Consider the following 15,335-nt stretch of genomic DNA (forward strand, 5'->3'; position numbering starts at 1 on the left):
TAAGATTTTCAAGCCAAACAAAAAACGAGTAATACTTTCTCAGCATTACCCGTAGATACTTATTTTAATACTTTCTGACTTTAAATAAGTTTAACTTTATGTCATCAAACATATTTCCCTTAGCACTATGTTTATTTTTGTTAACAGCAAAAATAATATTCCAGTTGTTAACACCTCTTAGTTGTGCCTAGTTTACAACAAGATACTAACCCTTCATTTTTTTAAATTAGCTAAATAACTACAGTAGCTTTTTTACTTTTTAACTAATCTAATTTGAATTGCTTCCATTTGTCTATTTTGTCCTGTAGTTCCCGAGGTAGCACCATTCGAAACCCAACTTGTCCAACCCTTATTTTGAAGATGTGTTCTATACTGAATATTATAAGCACTCGACAACTCACCTGTTAATTTAATCTGAATTGCCTCCATTTGTCTCTTCTGACCTGTAGTTCCTGAGACGGTGCCATTCGAAACCCAATTCAGCCATCCTTTGTCTTTAACATGCGTTCTGTATTGAATTGAACCTGCAAATTTAGAATCATTGATATTAATTTTTATTGCTTCCATACGTCTGTTTTGTCCTGTAGTTCCTGAAGTACCTCCATTAGCGACATTGACAAGCCACCCTAATTCAGCAACATGGCTATTATAATTTACACCAGTAGTGTTTGTTGGGGCTACTGGATTTAAAGTAATCCACGATTTTACCACATTAAGCTTATCTGTATTTATTCTTGTACCATAATTTCCATAATTTGATCCATAAGCATGGACTGCTAGAATTTGTTTGTTATTATTATATACCCCGCTACCGCTAGAACCACCTGTTGAATCTAATTGATAGTAAACATTGTTAGTTGTAAGTCTCGAAATATTTCCTGTTTCTGTCCCCATTTTTCGATTTAAATCTCCATGATACCCAGATAGTGTAATTGGAGATGTTGGATTCGTTGTCAATCCAAACCAACCAACCTTACTTCCAATAGGTCTGTCTAATTTTATAGCACCGATATCATGCTGTGGGCTAGATGAATCCACCCATGCTCTAACTGTCATTAATTTCTTTGAATAGGCGACACCAAAAGGAGCGTAATTGCCGTTATACCCTGGATATACCGCAATAGATTTTGCAAATCCCCCCATATCCTTATCATAAAGACAATGACCTGCCGTCAATACTGTATCTGAAGAGACTAGATTACCGCTACCAATAAATTTTTTTCCATTCGGATAAGTAATTAATAAAAACGCTATTTTTTTATATGGATCTATAGTTGTATTACTAACTATTTTTCTATTATCAGTTCCTAAAATTTTTTCTGCACTAGGTTCAGACGTTATAGCTTCTTCTCTATCTGAAATGTATGTAGCATTGGCAGGAATTTCAGGAATAAATCCTTGTTCTGATACTGAATTAACATCAACTGCTTCTGTATCAACTACTTCTGATAGTGTTTCTTGAATAGAAAATTCAGATAGTGTTCCATCATCATAAACTGTATCTAACGCGTCTTGTGCATGAACCTTAACACTGCTAAAACTAATAAAACACAATAATATCCCAAAAACTAAATTACTCTTTTTCATAAAAAAACTCCTTTATTTTTTTTATAACCTATTTGATTAAAAAACCTTAATCATATTGTAACTAATAAAAAGTTTTTATATAATATATTGTAAACTTATTTCACATATAAATTTCATAAAAAAAGGGGGCTGCTTCTTTGTTTGGAAAATATTTTCGACAAATAAGAAGTAACAAAAACTTTACTCAAGTATATGTTTGCCAAGAAATAATATCTCGAACTGCTCTATCTAAATTTGAAAATGAAAAAAACTCTGTTACACTTCATACAGCTATATGCTTATTAAACAAAATAGATATGAGTTTTGATGAATTTCTTTATGTTTGTAATAATTTTAAGTTTCAGGAAAAACAGCTAATATTAGCTAAATATTTTTCTATCGTTGATGATTTATCTACTAATCAAGTAATTAAAATCATCCATTTAGGAGAATTGTATTTAAAGAAACAATATGACCAATTAATTTTTGATATAACGGTTATTCTAAAAAATTCATTAAAATTTCAAACGATTGTTCCAGATAATGATTCAGATAATTCTGAAATTCTAATTATTTGGAAGCGCTTGGCAGAAATGGAGCAATGGTATTTAATTGAATTAAAATTGATTAACAGTATTCTTTTTGTACTCCCTAGAGAGATTGCTTACAACGCAGGTCTTAGAATACTAAAAGAAATAACTAAGTACAATGATTTTCATTACTGTACAGATTTAAATCTGTCAATTTTAAAAAATTTATCAACTTTATTTTTATATTATAATAACTATGAAAAGTGTTGCTATATTTCTAGTAAACTAGTAGATTTAGCTCTAGAAAAAAAACGATACGATTTTTTAGCAGTTGGATTAGTAAGAACAGGCTTCTGCGAAAATGATCAAACCAAAATTGATAAAGGTATGGAAATATTAAAAATTACAGAAGACAAAATAATGTTTTCCTATCTTTCCTCAGAATTAAAAAAGTTCAAAAATTAATTAATTTTCTAACATGCCAACCATCTAAGTATTCTCAAATATTTACATTAGCAATTAAATACTTAAAAAAAGTACTGTCTAATCATATATCAGCATTACTGTTTTTTTATTTGCAGACTACGTTAAAATGACCTTCAAATTTTTTATAATGAGAATTACTTTATCAAAGCTTGTATCATTACAGAGAAATCACACTAACAGACACGGAGTAAAAAATGGAAAAAGCGAATTAGACACTACCAAATCAGTAGAGTCTTCATTATCTCCTTGTACTAATTCACTCCAATCTATAATCTTCGCAATACAACAAGCCTAGTCAATCATAACAAGTCCTACCATTACTCTTTGTTAATAACAGAGACAATTCCAGCTTTTTTCGAGTACTTTCATATAATGAGAAAATGTTGGCTGTATAAATTCAAAATGTGTCAACACATTGCAAAAACACAAAGTACCATAAGAAAATAAAGCTACAATCTCCAAGCGATTTGGTTCCGACGATACTTGTAAAAAATTACTGGTTTCTTTGTAATTCATTTTTCTCCTTCTTTATATCGATATCCCTCTATGTAAAAATATAAATGAGTATCTATATGTACTAATTGACTACAAAAAAGCCCACTGAATCAAACGATTCAGCAGACCAATAGTTATTTAAACATTCAGGATCCACATGAATCCGACAAAAACAAAGAACAAGCCATACATAATTGGCGAAACTTCTTTCCCGCGTTTTGCCGCAATCATTGTAATTGGATAGAAGATAAAGCCTAAGGCAATCCCATCTGAAATGCTGTATGTCAATGGCATTCCTAACAAGATTAAGAAGGAAGGAATCGCAATTTCCATCTCGTTCCATTTAATTTTGCTTAAGGATTGTGCCATCAAAACACCAACAATAATCAACGCTGGTGCTGTAACTTGCGAAGTGACAACTGCTAACAAAGGAGAAAATAGCAAACTGAAAATAAATAAAATCCCGGTTGTAATAGCTGTGATTCCTGAACGACCACCCACAGCAATCCCCGCAGATGATTCGACATATGCACCAACTGGCGATGTCCCTAATAGAGAACCAGCTAACATCGCTGTTGAATCAGCGGCTAAAGCTTTCCCCACACGCGGCATTTTATTGTCCTTCATAAAACCTGCTTGATTGGCTAAGCCCACCAACGTACCAGCCGTATCAAAGAATGTTACTAATAGGAACGTTAAAACCACGACCCACATTTGAATCGTATTAATATCTTTCACATGTCCTAACGCCACTAAAAATGTTGGTTCTAAACTTGGCGCGCTTGAAATAATCTTATCAGGCATTTGAATAACGCCTGTCGCTAAACCAACAATCGTTGAAATCGCCATCCCAATAAAAATACCACCCGGTACTCGACGAACTAACAAAATTGCAGTTACGACTAAGCCGACAATGGTAACCCACGTTGAACCAACATTCAAAGGTCCTAAGCCAACGAGTGTCGCATCATTAGCCACAATTAAGCCACCTTGGCTTAAACCAAGAAAAGCAATAAACAACCCGATCCCACCTGAAATGGCAAATTTCAAGTCTGCAGGAATTGCATCAATAATTAGCTCGCGTAATTTAAAAATTGTAATTAAAATAAATATCAATGAAGCCACAAAAACGCCTGCTAATGTCGTTTGCCAAGGAATCCCCATACCAACAGAGACTGAATAAGCAAAGAATGCATTAATTCCTAAAGCTGGTGCTGTCGCAATCGGATATTTCGCCAACACACCCATTAAAATACAACCTAAGGCACTCGCTAAAGCGGTGGCAGTAAAAACAGCGCCTTCGTCCATGCCAGAAGCACCAAGTACGGTTGGATTAACGAACAAAATATACGCCATTGAGATAAATGTGGTGAAACCAGCTAACATTTCTCGTTTCATATTCGTATTCAATTGTTCAAGTTCAAAATATGAACTTATTTTTTCTTTCATGTTCCGTCCTCCTAAAATCTAAACATTTTACAATGTTCGTAAAATATTCAATTTATTAATGAAACAACGTGTTTAATCATATAATAAACCAACAAATAAGTAAATATCAAATTCTAAATTCTGTAAAAAACGAACAATCACGATTAAAAAAAGTATTCCTTTCTAGGAATACTTTTTAAATTAAATCGTTTGTGTGGTCGGGCGAACAACCATTTCACTGATTGACATACGATCTGGCGTGTCTATGGCAAAGACCACTGCTTGCGCAATGTCTTCCGCCTTTAAGCCCCAACTTAACTGTTCTAGATGTAACGTTTCAGCTACTACTCGATTAGAAATTGTTTGATAAAGTTCTGTTTGTACAGCACCTGGTGAAATAATTGTTGATTTAATGTTATTCTCTCTTTGTTCTTGTCGCAATCCTTCCATAATTGCTCGAACAGCAAACTTTGTTCCACAGTAGACAGCCGAATCTGGATAAACGACATGTCCTGCCACAGAATCAGTAGCAATAATCTGCCCTGATTTTTGTTCAACCATAATTGGAAGAACTGCCGCAATGCCATTTAAAACACCCATAATATTAATATCTAGCATTTGACGCCATTCTCCTTTTGGTGCTTCAATAAGAGGCGCCGTTGGCATAACTCCTGCATTGTTAAAAAGAACATCAATTCGTCCATATTTTTCCATTGTAAGCTTGATTACACGCTGAACTTCCTCTTCTTTCGTTACATCTGCTTGTTGCACGAGAATCGTTGCTTCAGGAAGTTCTTTTTTTATAGCAATTAAACGTTCTTGTCGACGTGCTGCAATGACTAACTTCGCTCCTTTTCTGGCAAGTAAACGGGTTGTTGCCTCACCGATGCCACTGGAAGCGCCCATGATAACAATAACTTTTTCTGATAATGATTTCATTATATTTCCTCCTTATCTTCCTGAATCCAACGAATAATTTTAGCTGGTGTTCCTGCAACAATAGCGTTAGCTGGCACATCTTTAGTTACAGTCGCATTAGCTGCTACGATAGCATTTTCACCAATCGTAATACCTGGTAAAACAGTGACACCCGCGCCTAACCACGCAAATTTTTTAATGGTAATTGGTGCTAGCAATACGCCTCGCCGTTTCATTGGCAGTTCCGGATGATTGACACTTAAGAGATTAACGCGCGGACCAATTAAAACATTGTCTTCAATTATAATGCCCCCTAAATCAACAAACATAGCTGCCCGATTAATAAAAATATTTTTACCAAAATGTATATTGCGTCCAAAATCTGTATAAAAAGGCAATAAAATCGTAACGGTTTCGTCAATTTTGTCTTGGATAATCGTGGCAAGAAGATTCCTTACTTCATTATGTGTATAGGCTTGTTGATTTAATTCTATTAAATAGCGACTATTTTCCTCTTGAATCTGATGAATAAGTTGAAATAGTGGTTCATCTTTATCAATGCTGCCTGTTGCAATTAGTTCTTGGAGATTTTTTGTAAGCATTCCTAATCGCCTCCTTTTGCTAAATTTATCGTAATACGTGACAACTCCTCTGTCTAATACTTATAATAAATAGATAAGTATGCGTTTTAGTTATAGGAGGGAAAGTAATGGAATTACGAGTGATTCACTATTTCTTAGCAGTGGTCCAAGAAAAAACGATTAGTGGCGCAGCCAAACAATTGCATGTATCACAACCAACATTATCTAAGCAATTAAAAGAATTAGAGGAAGAATTAGGCGTGACATTATTTATACGAGGAAATCGACAAATACAATTAACACCTGAAGGAGAATATTTAGCTAAACAAGGGCAAGATATTTTAAGCTTAGCGAATAAAACAGTCACCAACTTGTCGCAAAATGAATTCATTAATGGCGAAATCACGATTGGTGGCGGCGAAACAAAAGCTATGTCTTTTTTAGCGAATGCACTACAACAAATAACAAGCCAGCACTCAGCTGATATTCACCTTCATTTATACAGTGGGAATGCAGATGATGTAATAGAACGGCTAGACAAAGGATTATTAGATTTTGGTTTAATTATTGAGCCTGCACCTAAACAAAAATATAGCTATTTAACATTACCAATTGTAGATACATGGGGCTTAATTACTGTAAAGGACCATCCCTTAGCCACTAAAAATGTTATTACTGCAGCCGATTTAAAAGAAGAACCTTTATTTATTTCTCGACAAGCACAAGTTCCGAGCCAACTCTCTGATTGGCTCGAAGCAAGTCTAGATCAGTTCCGAATCGTTGGGACCTACAACTTACTTTACAACGCTTCACTGATGGTAGAAGCTGGGCTAGGTAGCGCCCTAAGCATTGATGGTATTCTAGAAACAAAGCAAACAAATTTACGTTTTATCCCGCTATATCCTGCTTTAACAGCCAAAATTAGTTTAATTTGGCGCAAAAATACGGTTCTTTCCACAGCTGCTGCATTATTTTTAGAACAAATAAAAAAAAGTATTCAACGCCCTGAATAATAGGTCGTTGAATACTTTTTTAAATCATCACTGTGATCGTAGCTGCTGCCAAAATCAAAACTAAGCCGATAATCGTTACGGTCATTTCCTTGGCTGTTTTCTTTTGACCTAAGAACCAAATACCTGTCAACGTTGCAAGCACAACTGATGTTTGGGATAGAATAAAGCCAGTTGCCAAGCCGTTCATATCTGGCTGCGCTGAAATTAAATAAGTTAACGCTGCAAAGGCGAAGAAAAAGCCTGAAAAAATTTGTTTGTAAGAAACAGCTTCTATAAATGGGGATGTTTCCCCACCCTTAATAGTGACAACTGCTGAGTAAATAACTGCCACAATTACCATGCCTATTGCTTGTGGTAAAAAGGCATGCATGCCATCAATTGCCGTCGCTTGTGGTGCTGCAGAGTACGCCCAATAGCCGATTTCACCAACGGCTAATAGAAGAACTGCTTTTTTCATAATCCCAGCACTCTCAGCGGACTCCGTTTCCGACCAGACCGTCATTTTGGCACCAATCATGATTAGCACTAAGGCAAATGCGCCTAACAATTTAGCTGTCGCACCTGGCCAGTTTCCTAAGAAAAAGACACCCCAGAGAGAAGCACCTAAAAGTTGGAACGCGGTCGTTACTGGCATGGCACGTGATGAACCAATCATCGTGAAGCATTTAAACGTAATGATTTGCGCACAGGCCCAACCGACACCAGATAAAATTGAAAAGAATAAATCCATGCCCGCTGGAAAAGCCAAACCATTAATCATTGAAAAAATAGCGGCAAAAATTAATGTTCCTAAACTGGTACCAAGAATTTGATTCACTGGACGACCACCAATTTTGGAAGCGATTGTTGGGAAAAGCCCCCAACCTAAAAGCGGTCCTAAACCGATTAATAATGCAGTCGCATTCATCTTTATTTCCCCTCTCTCGTTTAAAAGACAACGTTACTTTCTAATAAAATATTTGCGTAAGGAGTCATTTCCCCCGTCCGAATAAATGCATGGCAGTTGTTTAATTCTTGTTTCATTTCTGTATGAGGAATAAAACTGATGGGAGTTTCTGGTAAACGAGTTTTAATTGCTGTCAACATGTCAGGATTTTCTGTTTTAATTTCTTCTGCTAAATAAATTCGTTGAACTGCCAATTCCTCAAGGACATTGTTTAAAACTTCCATAAAACTAGGGACGCCATTGGTAACTGCTAAATCAATTTTTTCTGTAGTCCGAGGCACTGGCATGCCTGCATCACCAATACTTAATTTATCAAAATGACCCATTTGTGCGATGACGCGGGAAATATCTGAATTAATAACTTTTGTTTTTTTCATGTCGCTCGCTCCTTTTTATTTGTCTACCAATTCGTGTTGATAAGGAATCGAAGGTTGGGCTCCAAAACGTTGAACAGTCAACGAGGACGCCTTGTTTCCATAACGAATAGCTTCTTCCAAATTGCTAAAATCTTTTTCTAATATACTACTTAATGCGCCAATAAAAGTATCGCCAGCAGCCGTTGTATCAACCGCTTTCACTTTAAAAGCAGGCACAATACCACTTCGTCCATTGACGTCATAAAAGGCGCCTTTACTACCTACTGTAATAATTACTGCTTCAATCCCTAATTGATGAAGTGCTTCTGCGGCTTTACGCATACTCGCTTCATCTGTGATTTTAATGCCTGTTAAAATTTCAGTTTCTGTTTCATTTGGTACAATCATATCTGTCACGTTTAGTAATTCTTCAGGAACTTGCTCTAACGCAGGTGCGGGATTTAAAATCGTTTTGACACCTGCTTTTTTAGCAATTTTAAACGCTGCAATCGTACTATCAATCGCACTTTCAAATTGGGCAATCACAAAATCACTTTTTTCAATAATTTCTTGATGTTCCTGTACTTGTTTTGGCGTAAAGGCGTTATTGGCTCCCGCGTAAATCATAATGCTATTTTCACCAGCGTTATCTACCATAATAAAGGCTTGGCCAGTAGCTGTTTTCTCTAAAGTGGTGACCCCAGTTAAATTAATTTCATCTTGACTCATTAAATCAGTCATCATAGCTCCAGCGCCATCATTTCCCACAGCACCAATAAAATATGTTTCTGCGCCTGAACGTTTCGCTGCAACTGCTTGGTTTGCTCCTTTACCACCACCTGCTGTAAAATGTTCAATGGCGTGAATTGTTTCGCCTGGTTTTGGCATTTCTTTGACTCTTAATGTTGTGTCTAAATTGATACTTCCGATAATTGTAACCGCGTTCATTTTCATCCACCTCAATAAAATTTATTTTTTCATTCTAATTAAAACGTTTTAGTAAAACGTTTTAATTCCACAACAAAAATATAGCACACCTTGAAAGCTATTTCAAGGGTGCTGTCGAAAATCGTTCAATCAGTTGGACCGGCAAGGTTTGCTCCTCCCAATCTTTTGCAGGCTGATGGATTCTTTCCAATAATAAAGTCGCCGTAGTTTGCCCCAATTGAAAAACAGGTTGAGCAATTGTTGTTAGCGGCGGCGAAACATACTCGCACATATCAACATTGTCATAACCAATAATACTATAATCCTCAGGAATTTTTTTGCCCGCTTCTGCTAATCCTCGATATAAACCAAAAGCAATTTCATCATTGATAGCAAAAATTCCGGTGCTCTCTGTTTTTAAAATTTCGGGGACAGCTTGGTAGCCGCCAGTTTTTGATAATTCTGTTTCGATTAACTGGACCTTTTCCGTATAAACAGAACAAAAACCTTTTAAACGTTGCTGAATATTGACTGGCGCATGTGGCGGCATTACCACGATGACTTGTTCATGTCGTTGCTCTTGTAAATGCTTTGCTGCTAGTTGCCCACCTCTATAATCGTCTGTCAAAACAGCGTCGCTAAAGCCTTCTGCTTTTTTTTGGTCAAGTACAATAAACGGAATCTTTTTCGCACGTAGCGTTTCATTAATCGTTTGATTGGAAATTTCAGAACTTGCAATCACAAAACCATCGACACTGCGACGAATCAACTCTGTTAAATATTCATGTTCTCTTGTAACATCTTGGTCCGCATTGCATAACATCAGTATAAAATTTTCTTTGTATAAAACACTCTCAATTCCTCGAATCAATTGCGCGAAAAATGGATTGGTAATGTCAGGTACGATTACGCCAATCGTCTTACTTTTTTTCATCACCATACGTTGCGCAAAATAGTCGGGCTGATAGTTTAATCGCTCTTTTGCAGCCAATACTTTTTCGACCGTTTTCCCACTAAACCGTGCCCCATTCCCGTTTAAAATTTGTGAAACGGTAGTAATGGAGACACCTGAGTCATTGGCAACATCTTTAATTGTAACCTTTTTATTTGTCATCCTACTTCTCTCCTTGCCGTGAACGCGCCCATTCACCGGACCTCTTAATCTCATTTAATTTACTACAATCATTTACTTTACGCAACCACAAATAAATACGTACATTCGTTTAAACCGTCCTTTCATCCCTTCAACAAATTTCGTTGTTCTACTTTTAAAATGTTATACTGTAGAAAAAATGATTTACTTTTTGCTGAATGGAGGGCCTTAATTGAAAAAGAAATCGATTGGTTTGTTGTTAGCTAGCGCATATTTGTTTCACGCACGTTCTCGTCAAAAATCCTTAAAAGCCTGTCTTTTTGAAGATTCTTTACGTCTTTCCCAAATTGCTCGTCTTGAACGAAATCCGAAAGTCACCAAGGCTTTTTATCATTGGCAACGATCATTAAATGAACAAGTAACTTTGCCAAAACATTTACGTCATCTTTTTCCTCTTCAAGAAACGACTCAATTTCCTACGATGTATCGCATGTCAAACTCCGTTATTGCGCCTACCAAGAAAGCTGTACTGTACCTGCATGGTGGGGGCTTTACATTGAATCTCGCCTATAGCCAATTAGACTTTAGTTATAAACTAATTGAAGATCTCTCTTTTGCAACAGATTATTTTATCCCTGTATATCCATTAGCACCAAATAAGTCTTTTGCTGATATTTATAATCATTGCTATGCTGCTTATCAAGAAATTTTACAGCATTATGATCCCGAAGATGTTATTTTATTAGGTGATTCTGCTGGTGGCACATTGGTTTTAAACGTATTGCAGAATTTAGCCACCGATTTCCCTGAACGCTTACCCAAAGCTGCTGTTTTAATTTCTCCTTGGTTAGATGGACATTTAGACATTCCTGTTGCCAAAAGTTATCAAAAAAAGGACAAAATGATTGGCATGAACTATTTACAATTAATTGCCCAAGAGATTGACGACACGGCCAATCACGCCACACTTTCTTTAAATTGCTTGTCCTTTGATTATCAAAAATTTCCGCCACTTTTTTTCGTGGGCGGCACACATGAAGTTTTTTGCCCTTCCTATCACCAATTTTTAAAACAATTAGGGCCACGACCACAAGATACTTGCCGATTGGTGCCTGGCATGCAACACGTTTTCGCAATGAAACAATACTTGCCAGAAGGACGACAAGCGCGGAAACAAATTGCACAGTTTATCCAAGAACAATGGTAAAAGGCAAATGGGACAGAAGTCAAAACGACTTCTGTCCCACTTGCCTTTTTTTAGAACAAAACACTTAGTTTTCTTCGGCGACTTTTTTCTCCCGCATAGTCAAAACAGCGCTAGCCAAAAGAACAACCACTACAAAAGCAATGATTCCTCCTACTAAAAGACTCGGACCTGCCTCACCTAATTTGCCTAAAAATAGGCCTGGGATTAAATAATCTGTATCCGCAAACGTTGAGGATGCTAACTGTAAATCACCCAAGACTGGTAAAATAAATAACGGTAACCAACTAATTAATAAGCCATTAAACGCAGCCCCTAAAATCGCTCCCCGACGTCCCCCTGTGGAATTTCCAAAAACACCTGCCGCGGCACCACAGAAAAAGTGCCCGACAACGCCTGGTATAATCACGGTGGTATTCAGACCAACCATCGCTAACATTGAAATAGTTCCCACAATAAAGCTCACAAAGAACCCAATCAAGACAGCATTTGGCGCATAAGGAAAGATAATGGGAACATCAAGTGCTGGTTTAGAATTAGGCACTAATTTTTTAGCAATTCCTTGGAAAGCTGGCACAATTTCTCCTAAAACCATCCGCACACCCTGTAAAACCACTACGAAACCAGCCGTAAAGGTTCCTGCTTGAATTAATGAAAAGATAATCGCATTTTCGCCATTGCTTAACTCATGCTCGACATAGCCTGTCCCAGCCAGCAAAGCCAAAATCACATAGACAATCGACATCAAAATCATAATTGAGATGGTTGAGTCTCTTAAAAAACCAAAACTTTTAGGAATTTTAATATCTTCCGTTGACTTTTCTTTATTCCCAAAGACTTTTCCAATAAAGCCACTTGCCGCATAACCAATATTCCCTGTATGCCCCATTGCTACTTTATCATTTCCAGTAATTTGTTTCATAAAGGGCTGACAAAGAGCAGGTGTCACTGTTAATAAAGTTCCTTCAAATAAACCACCTAAAAGAATCATTGGCAAACTAACGCTAAAACCGGCCCCCACTAAAATAACGGCTGTCAAACACGAAACGTACATCATCGCTTGACCTGTCAAAAAGATATATTTAAAACGTGTAAAACGCGCCAACAGAATATTAACAACCATGCCCACCAACATAATCAGAGCAGTTGGTGTCCCATATTGTTGCAAGGCAATCGCTACAACCGCTTCATTACTAGGCACCACGCCTTGTGTATTTAACGCGGTTTGGAACATCTCCGCAAAGGGCGTTAACGAGTTCGCTAATAGCCCTGCGCCACCAATTAAAACTAAAAAGCCGACGAATGTTTTCAACGTTCCTTGAACAACATCAGAAAATTTCTTTTTCTGTAAAACTAATCCCAACAAAGCAATTAATGAAACCAGAATCGCTGGCTGGCTAACAATTGAAACAAATAAATTCAATAAAGTTTCCATGTTTTTCCTCCTTCTTATTGATGTGCAATGCCATTGTCATCTAAAACTTTCAAGACTTTCTCCTTCGTTTCATCGTAATCAATAATCGCATTTAAAGGAATGATTTTTTCAGCAGGAATTGACCCTAAAGCATCTTGCAATGTTTTTTCGACAAAGAAGTAATCAGCCATATCGCCACTGGCACTCCCGACATCTGTGTGATCAATTTGAAAATTATCTGTATCAACACCGACTTCCTCTAAAATTTGTTGGATATTCATTTGCACCATAAAACTTGTTCCTAAACCACTTTGACAAACTGTAAAAATCTTCATCTTATTTCTCTCCTTCTTGGATAATTGATAGTATTTCTGGGACGGTTTCAGCCGCCACTAAGCGATGTAATGATTCTTTTTTTGATAGAATTTTTGTCAGACTAGATAAGGCCCGTAAATGTGTTTCGTTATCTGAAGCAGCTAAACAAATAAAAAGGTGAATTTCATGCTTAGGATCTTCTAATAAATCGACACTTTTTTGGATTTTTAGTAATGACATGCCTAACTGATTAACGCCATCTTCTGGTCGCGCATGAGGCAATGCTACGTCTGGACAGATATGGATAAATGGCCCAAACGATTCGACTTTTTGAATCATCGCATCAATGTACTTTTCCGTAATACTGCCATTTTTTAATAACGGCTTGGCAGCTTCTGTAATTCCCGCTCGCCAGTCTGCAACTTCAGGCAGGACTTGGACTGTTTCTGTTGTTAATAATTCCGATAACATTGGACGCAGATCCTCCTCTTTTTCTAAAATTTTGTTCATTTTACGATGCAAGACACGATATAACTGCGCTTCGGTGACTCCTTTTTTTAAGGAAATGTAAGGTTTTAACGCATCTAAAATATCTTTAACATCTGGCATGGAAATACCTGGCAATAGCCAATCTGATTGAACTTGGTGCATCAATTGATTTTTCTCCAAAGAGCTCATAATGGGCTTGGTAAGATAAACCTTTTTGGCTGTTTCAATAGGGACCGTTGAGAAAATGATGTCATAGCTTTTTTCAGATACATTCTCTATTTCCCTCACCGCATTCGTTTCTTTAAATTCAATCATTGGAAATAGCCGACGCAATTCCGATTGCAAAATCAACGAAGAACTGATACCACTGGGACAAACAATTAGCGCTTTTAGCTTTTCTTGCCGCTGTTCATTTTTTTGCCCGAAAATTTCTCCACCAAATAATATGGTAAAAAAACCGATTTCCTCTGACGGGATTGACCGTTTCGTTAATTTTTCTAAAGGAGCTAACGCTTGTTCACAAAGATGATAAAGCGACCGATACGATTGTCGAATATCCTTGATTAAAACATTCGGCAAGTAAAAGCCATAGCTAATCCGAAAATAGGCAGGAACCAGATGATAATACACATTCATGAGCAATTCACGAGGCTGTTCAAATTGAACAACGGCCAACAATTCCATTTTCCGAATAATTTCACCAGAAATATCTAATAAAAACTCTAACTTCGTATCTCGCAATTCTCCTTGCAAGGCTGTCATTAAACAAATCGTGAAAAAAAGACTCTCAGTTTCTACATTCGCCACTGGCCCAACTAAATCACTTAAAATACGATGACTGACGGGATAAGCGCGTAAGGACTGAATTAACTGGTTCTCAGGCCAGACGACTGTTCCATATTTGCCTAATCTTTTTTGAGAAAAAGCAAGAAAGTAACTAATTTCATCCAATCTGCTGGGTACCAGTTGAAGCTGTGCTTCTTGGACGGCTAATTGAATGCCGTCACGTATTTTTGCGTATTGGCTCATTTGATGCTGACTGAGCCAGCAAAATAAAGCGAAGGTGCCCGACTTTTGTTGTAAGAGGCGGGCAAGCCAATTTTTTCCGAAACGACGAATCCGAAATTCATCTCCTTCTAGGTAAAACCCTCGTTTTCGTTCGTAGGATAAAGCAATGTTTTCAGTTGCTAGTTGGTGTCGTACTTTTTTGATATCCGCTAAAATAGTGCCTTTCGAAACGTCTAAAAAATTTTGGTAATGATACACCGATAGTTCTTCGATTTCTGAATAAGTGAGCAAAAAAATAAGTGCTTGTCTTTCTGTTTCGCTATAAATCACTTGATGTTGTTGAAAAAGTTGTTTTCCCCATTCATTTGCGGAAAGGTTTGGAATGCTGACGGTATTCTGTTGAACTTCTCCGCCTATTGTCGAAAGTTGTGTCACTAATTCTCGTTGCGAAAGATCGGTTATTTGTTGAGCCAAAGAGAGCGCAATTTTTTGCCCTGCATACTCGTCAAGGAGATAACTTATTTTATAATTCACAGCTGTGTCCTCCTCCTGTAATCATCATATAA

General features: G+C 36.9%; 15 protein-coding genes. 3 read left to right on the top strand and 12 right to left on the bottom strand.

Going from position 1 to position 15,335, the window contains the following annotated elements; translation table 11 throughout:
• Positions 1–252: 252 nt before the first annotated feature.
• The gene (locus IGK27_RS11545) at positions 253–1,587 is read right to left on the bottom strand and encodes a trypsin-like serine protease (RefSeq protein ID WP_002361105.1); all 1,335 of its coding nucleotides are present in this window, start codon (positions 1,585–1,587) and stop codon (positions 253–255) included.
• A gap of 137 nt (positions 1,588–1,724) precedes the next feature.
• Here IGK27_RS11545 and IGK27_RS11550 point away from each other — a divergent pair, with 137 nt between their 5' ends.
• A complete protein-coding gene (locus IGK27_RS11550; protein WP_002361104.1) occupies positions 1,725–2,561 on the top strand; it encodes a helix-turn-helix domain-containing protein in 837 nt (278 codons plus the stop codon).
• Positions 2,562–2,909: 348 nt separating this feature from the next.
• Here the strand turns inward: IGK27_RS11550 and IGK27_RS11555 are convergent, their stop codons facing one another.
• From IGK27_RS11555 to IGK27_RS11570, 4 genes are all read right to left on the bottom strand, one after another.
• Positions 2,910–3,098: an ArsR family transcriptional regulator gene (locus tag IGK27_RS11555; RefSeq protein ID WP_010777944.1), complete on the bottom strand. Its 189-nt coding sequence runs from the start codon at positions 3,096–3,098 to the stop codon at positions 2,910–2,912.
• A gap of 117 nt (positions 3,099–3,215) precedes the next feature.
• Positions 3,216–4,526 carry an NCS2 family permease gene (locus IGK27_RS11560; protein ID WP_033626364.1) on the bottom strand — a complete coding sequence of 437 codons (1,311 nt, stop codon included), beginning with the start codon at positions 4,524–4,526 and terminating at the stop codon, positions 3,216–3,218.
• A 180-nt stretch (positions 4,527–4,706) separates the two neighbouring features.
• Positions 4,707–5,444 carry an SDR family oxidoreductase gene (locus tag IGK27_RS11565; protein WP_010818538.1) on the bottom strand — a complete coding sequence of 246 codons (738 nt, stop codon included), beginning with the start codon at positions 5,442–5,444 and terminating at the stop codon, positions 4,707–4,709.
• Entirely contained in the window at positions 5,444–6,025 is a 582-nt protein-coding gene (locus IGK27_RS11570) for a DapH/DapD/GlmU-related protein (protein ID WP_002355105.1), read from the bottom strand. The genes IGK27_RS11565 and IGK27_RS11570 overlap by 1 nt, the downstream gene beginning before the upstream one ends.
• A 107-nt stretch (positions 6,026–6,132) precedes the next feature.
• On the opposite strand from IGK27_RS11570, the gene IGK27_RS11575 reads away from it, so the two are divergent.
• The gene (locus IGK27_RS11575) at positions 6,133–7,017 is read left to right on the top strand and encodes a LysR family transcriptional regulator (RefSeq protein WP_002365269.1); all 885 of its coding nucleotides are present in this window, start codon (positions 6,133–6,135) and stop codon (positions 7,015–7,017) included.
• 19 nt (positions 7,018–7,036) lie between these two features.
• On the opposite strand, the gene rbsU is transcribed toward IGK27_RS11575, so the two are convergent.
• The 4 genes from rbsU to rbsR all read right to left on the bottom strand — a co-directional run bounded on the left by rbsU (position 7,037) and on the right by rbsR (position 10,360).
• Entirely contained in the window at positions 7,037–7,924 is an 888-nt protein-coding gene (gene rbsU, locus IGK27_RS11580) for a ribose/proton symporter RbsU (RefSeq protein WP_002355103.1), read from the bottom strand.
• A gap of 20 nt (positions 7,925–7,944) precedes the next feature.
• A complete protein-coding gene (gene rbsD, locus IGK27_RS11585) occupies positions 7,945–8,340 on the bottom strand; it encodes a D-ribose pyranase (protein WP_002355102.1) in 396 nt (131 codons plus the stop codon).
• 15 nt (positions 8,341–8,355) lie between these two features.
• Entirely contained in the window at positions 8,356–9,273 is a 918-nt protein-coding gene (rbsK, locus tag IGK27_RS11590) for a ribokinase (RefSeq protein ID WP_002397614.1), read from the bottom strand.
• Between the two features lie 91 nt (positions 9,274–9,364).
• The gene (gene rbsR, locus IGK27_RS11595) at positions 9,365–10,360 is read right to left on the bottom strand and encodes a ribose utilization transcriptional repressor RbsR (protein WP_002414145.1); all 996 of its coding nucleotides are present in this window, start codon (positions 10,358–10,360) and stop codon (positions 9,365–9,367) included.
• Positions 10,361–10,571: 211 nt separating this feature from the next.
• On the opposite strand from rbsR, the gene IGK27_RS11600 reads away from it, so the two are divergent.
• Complete coding sequence (locus tag IGK27_RS11600; RefSeq protein ID WP_010830663.1) at positions 10,572–11,546, top strand: alpha/beta hydrolase; 975 nt, start codon at positions 10,572–10,574, stop codon at positions 11,544–11,546.
• A 64-nt stretch (positions 11,547–11,610) separates the two neighbouring features.
• Here IGK27_RS11600 and IGK27_RS11605 read toward each other — a convergent pair whose 3' ends face one another.
• Genes IGK27_RS11605 through IGK27_RS11615 form a run of 3 tightly spaced genes read right to left on the bottom strand, consistent with a single transcriptional unit; the run spans position 11,611 to position 15,303 of the window.
• Positions 11,611–12,978, bottom strand: a complete 1,368-nt coding sequence (locus IGK27_RS11605) for a PTS ascorbate transporter subunit IIC (RefSeq protein WP_002355097.1) — start codon at positions 12,976–12,978, stop codon at positions 11,611–11,613.
• A gap of 14 nt (positions 12,979–12,992) precedes the next feature.
• Complete coding sequence (locus tag IGK27_RS11610) at positions 12,993–13,292, bottom strand: PTS sugar transporter subunit IIB (protein ID WP_002367331.1); 300 nt, start codon at positions 13,290–13,292, stop codon at positions 12,993–12,995.
• A 1-nt stretch (position 13,293) separates the two neighbouring features.
• Positions 13,294–15,303 carry a BglG family transcription antiterminator gene (locus IGK27_RS11615; RefSeq protein ID WP_010830664.1) on the bottom strand — a complete coding sequence of 670 codons (2,010 nt, stop codon included), beginning with the start codon at positions 15,301–15,303 and terminating at the stop codon, positions 13,294–13,296.
• Positions 15,304–15,335: the final 32 nt, after the last annotated feature.

The sequence above is a fragment of the Enterococcus sp. DIV0236 genome (assembly GCF_050558525.1).
GTDB lineage: Bacteria > Bacillota > Bacilli > Lactobacillales > Enterococcaceae > Enterococcus > Enterococcus faecalis.

What these genes read in the sequence shown, in the direction of transcription:
- IGK27_RS11545 (WP_002361105.1), bottom strand. Translation starts at nt 1,587, where the DNA reads ATGAAAAAGAGTAATTTAGTTTTTGGGATATTATTGTGTTTTATTAGT.
- IGK27_RS11555 (WP_010777944.1), bottom strand. Translation starts at nt 3,098, where the DNA reads ATGAATTACAAAGAAACCAGTAATTTTTTACAAGTATCGTCGGAACCA.
- IGK27_RS11560 (WP_033626364.1), bottom strand. Translation starts at nt 4,526, where the DNA reads ATGAAAGAAAAAATAAGTTCATATTTTGAACTTGAACAATTGAATACG.
- IGK27_RS11565 (WP_010818538.1), bottom strand. Translation starts at nt 5,444, where the DNA reads ATGAAATCATTATCAGAAAAAGTTATTGTTATCATGGGCGCTTCCAGT.
- IGK27_RS11570 (WP_002355105.1), bottom strand. Translation starts at nt 6,025, where the DNA reads ATGCTTACAAAAAATCTCCAAGAACTAATTGCAACAGGCAGCATTGAT.
- IGK27_RS11575 (WP_002365269.1), top strand. Translation starts at nt 6,133, where the DNA reads ATGGAATTACGAGTGATTCACTATTTCTTAGCAGTGGTCCAAGAAAAA.
- rbsU (WP_002355103.1), bottom strand. Translation starts at nt 7,924, where the DNA reads ATGAATGCGACTGCATTATTAATCGGTTTAGGACCGCTTTTAGGTTGG.
- rbsD (WP_002355102.1), bottom strand. Translation starts at nt 8,340, where the DNA reads ATGAAAAAAACAAAAGTTATTAATTCAGATATTTCCCGCGTCATCGCA.
- rbsK (WP_002397614.1), bottom strand. Translation starts at nt 9,273, where the DNA reads ATGAAAATGAACGCGGTTACAATTATCGGAAGTATCAATTTAGACACA.
- rbsR (WP_002414145.1), bottom strand. Translation starts at nt 10,360, where the DNA reads ATGACAAATAAAAAGGTTACAATTAAAGATGTTGCCAATGACTCAGGT.
- IGK27_RS11605 (WP_002355097.1), bottom strand. Translation starts at nt 12,978, where the DNA reads ATGGAAACTTTATTGAATTTATTTGTTTCAATTGTTAGCCAGCCAGCG.
- IGK27_RS11610 (WP_002367331.1), bottom strand. Translation starts at nt 13,292, where the DNA reads ATGAAGATTTTTACAGTTTGTCAAAGTGGTTTAGGAACAAGTTTTATG.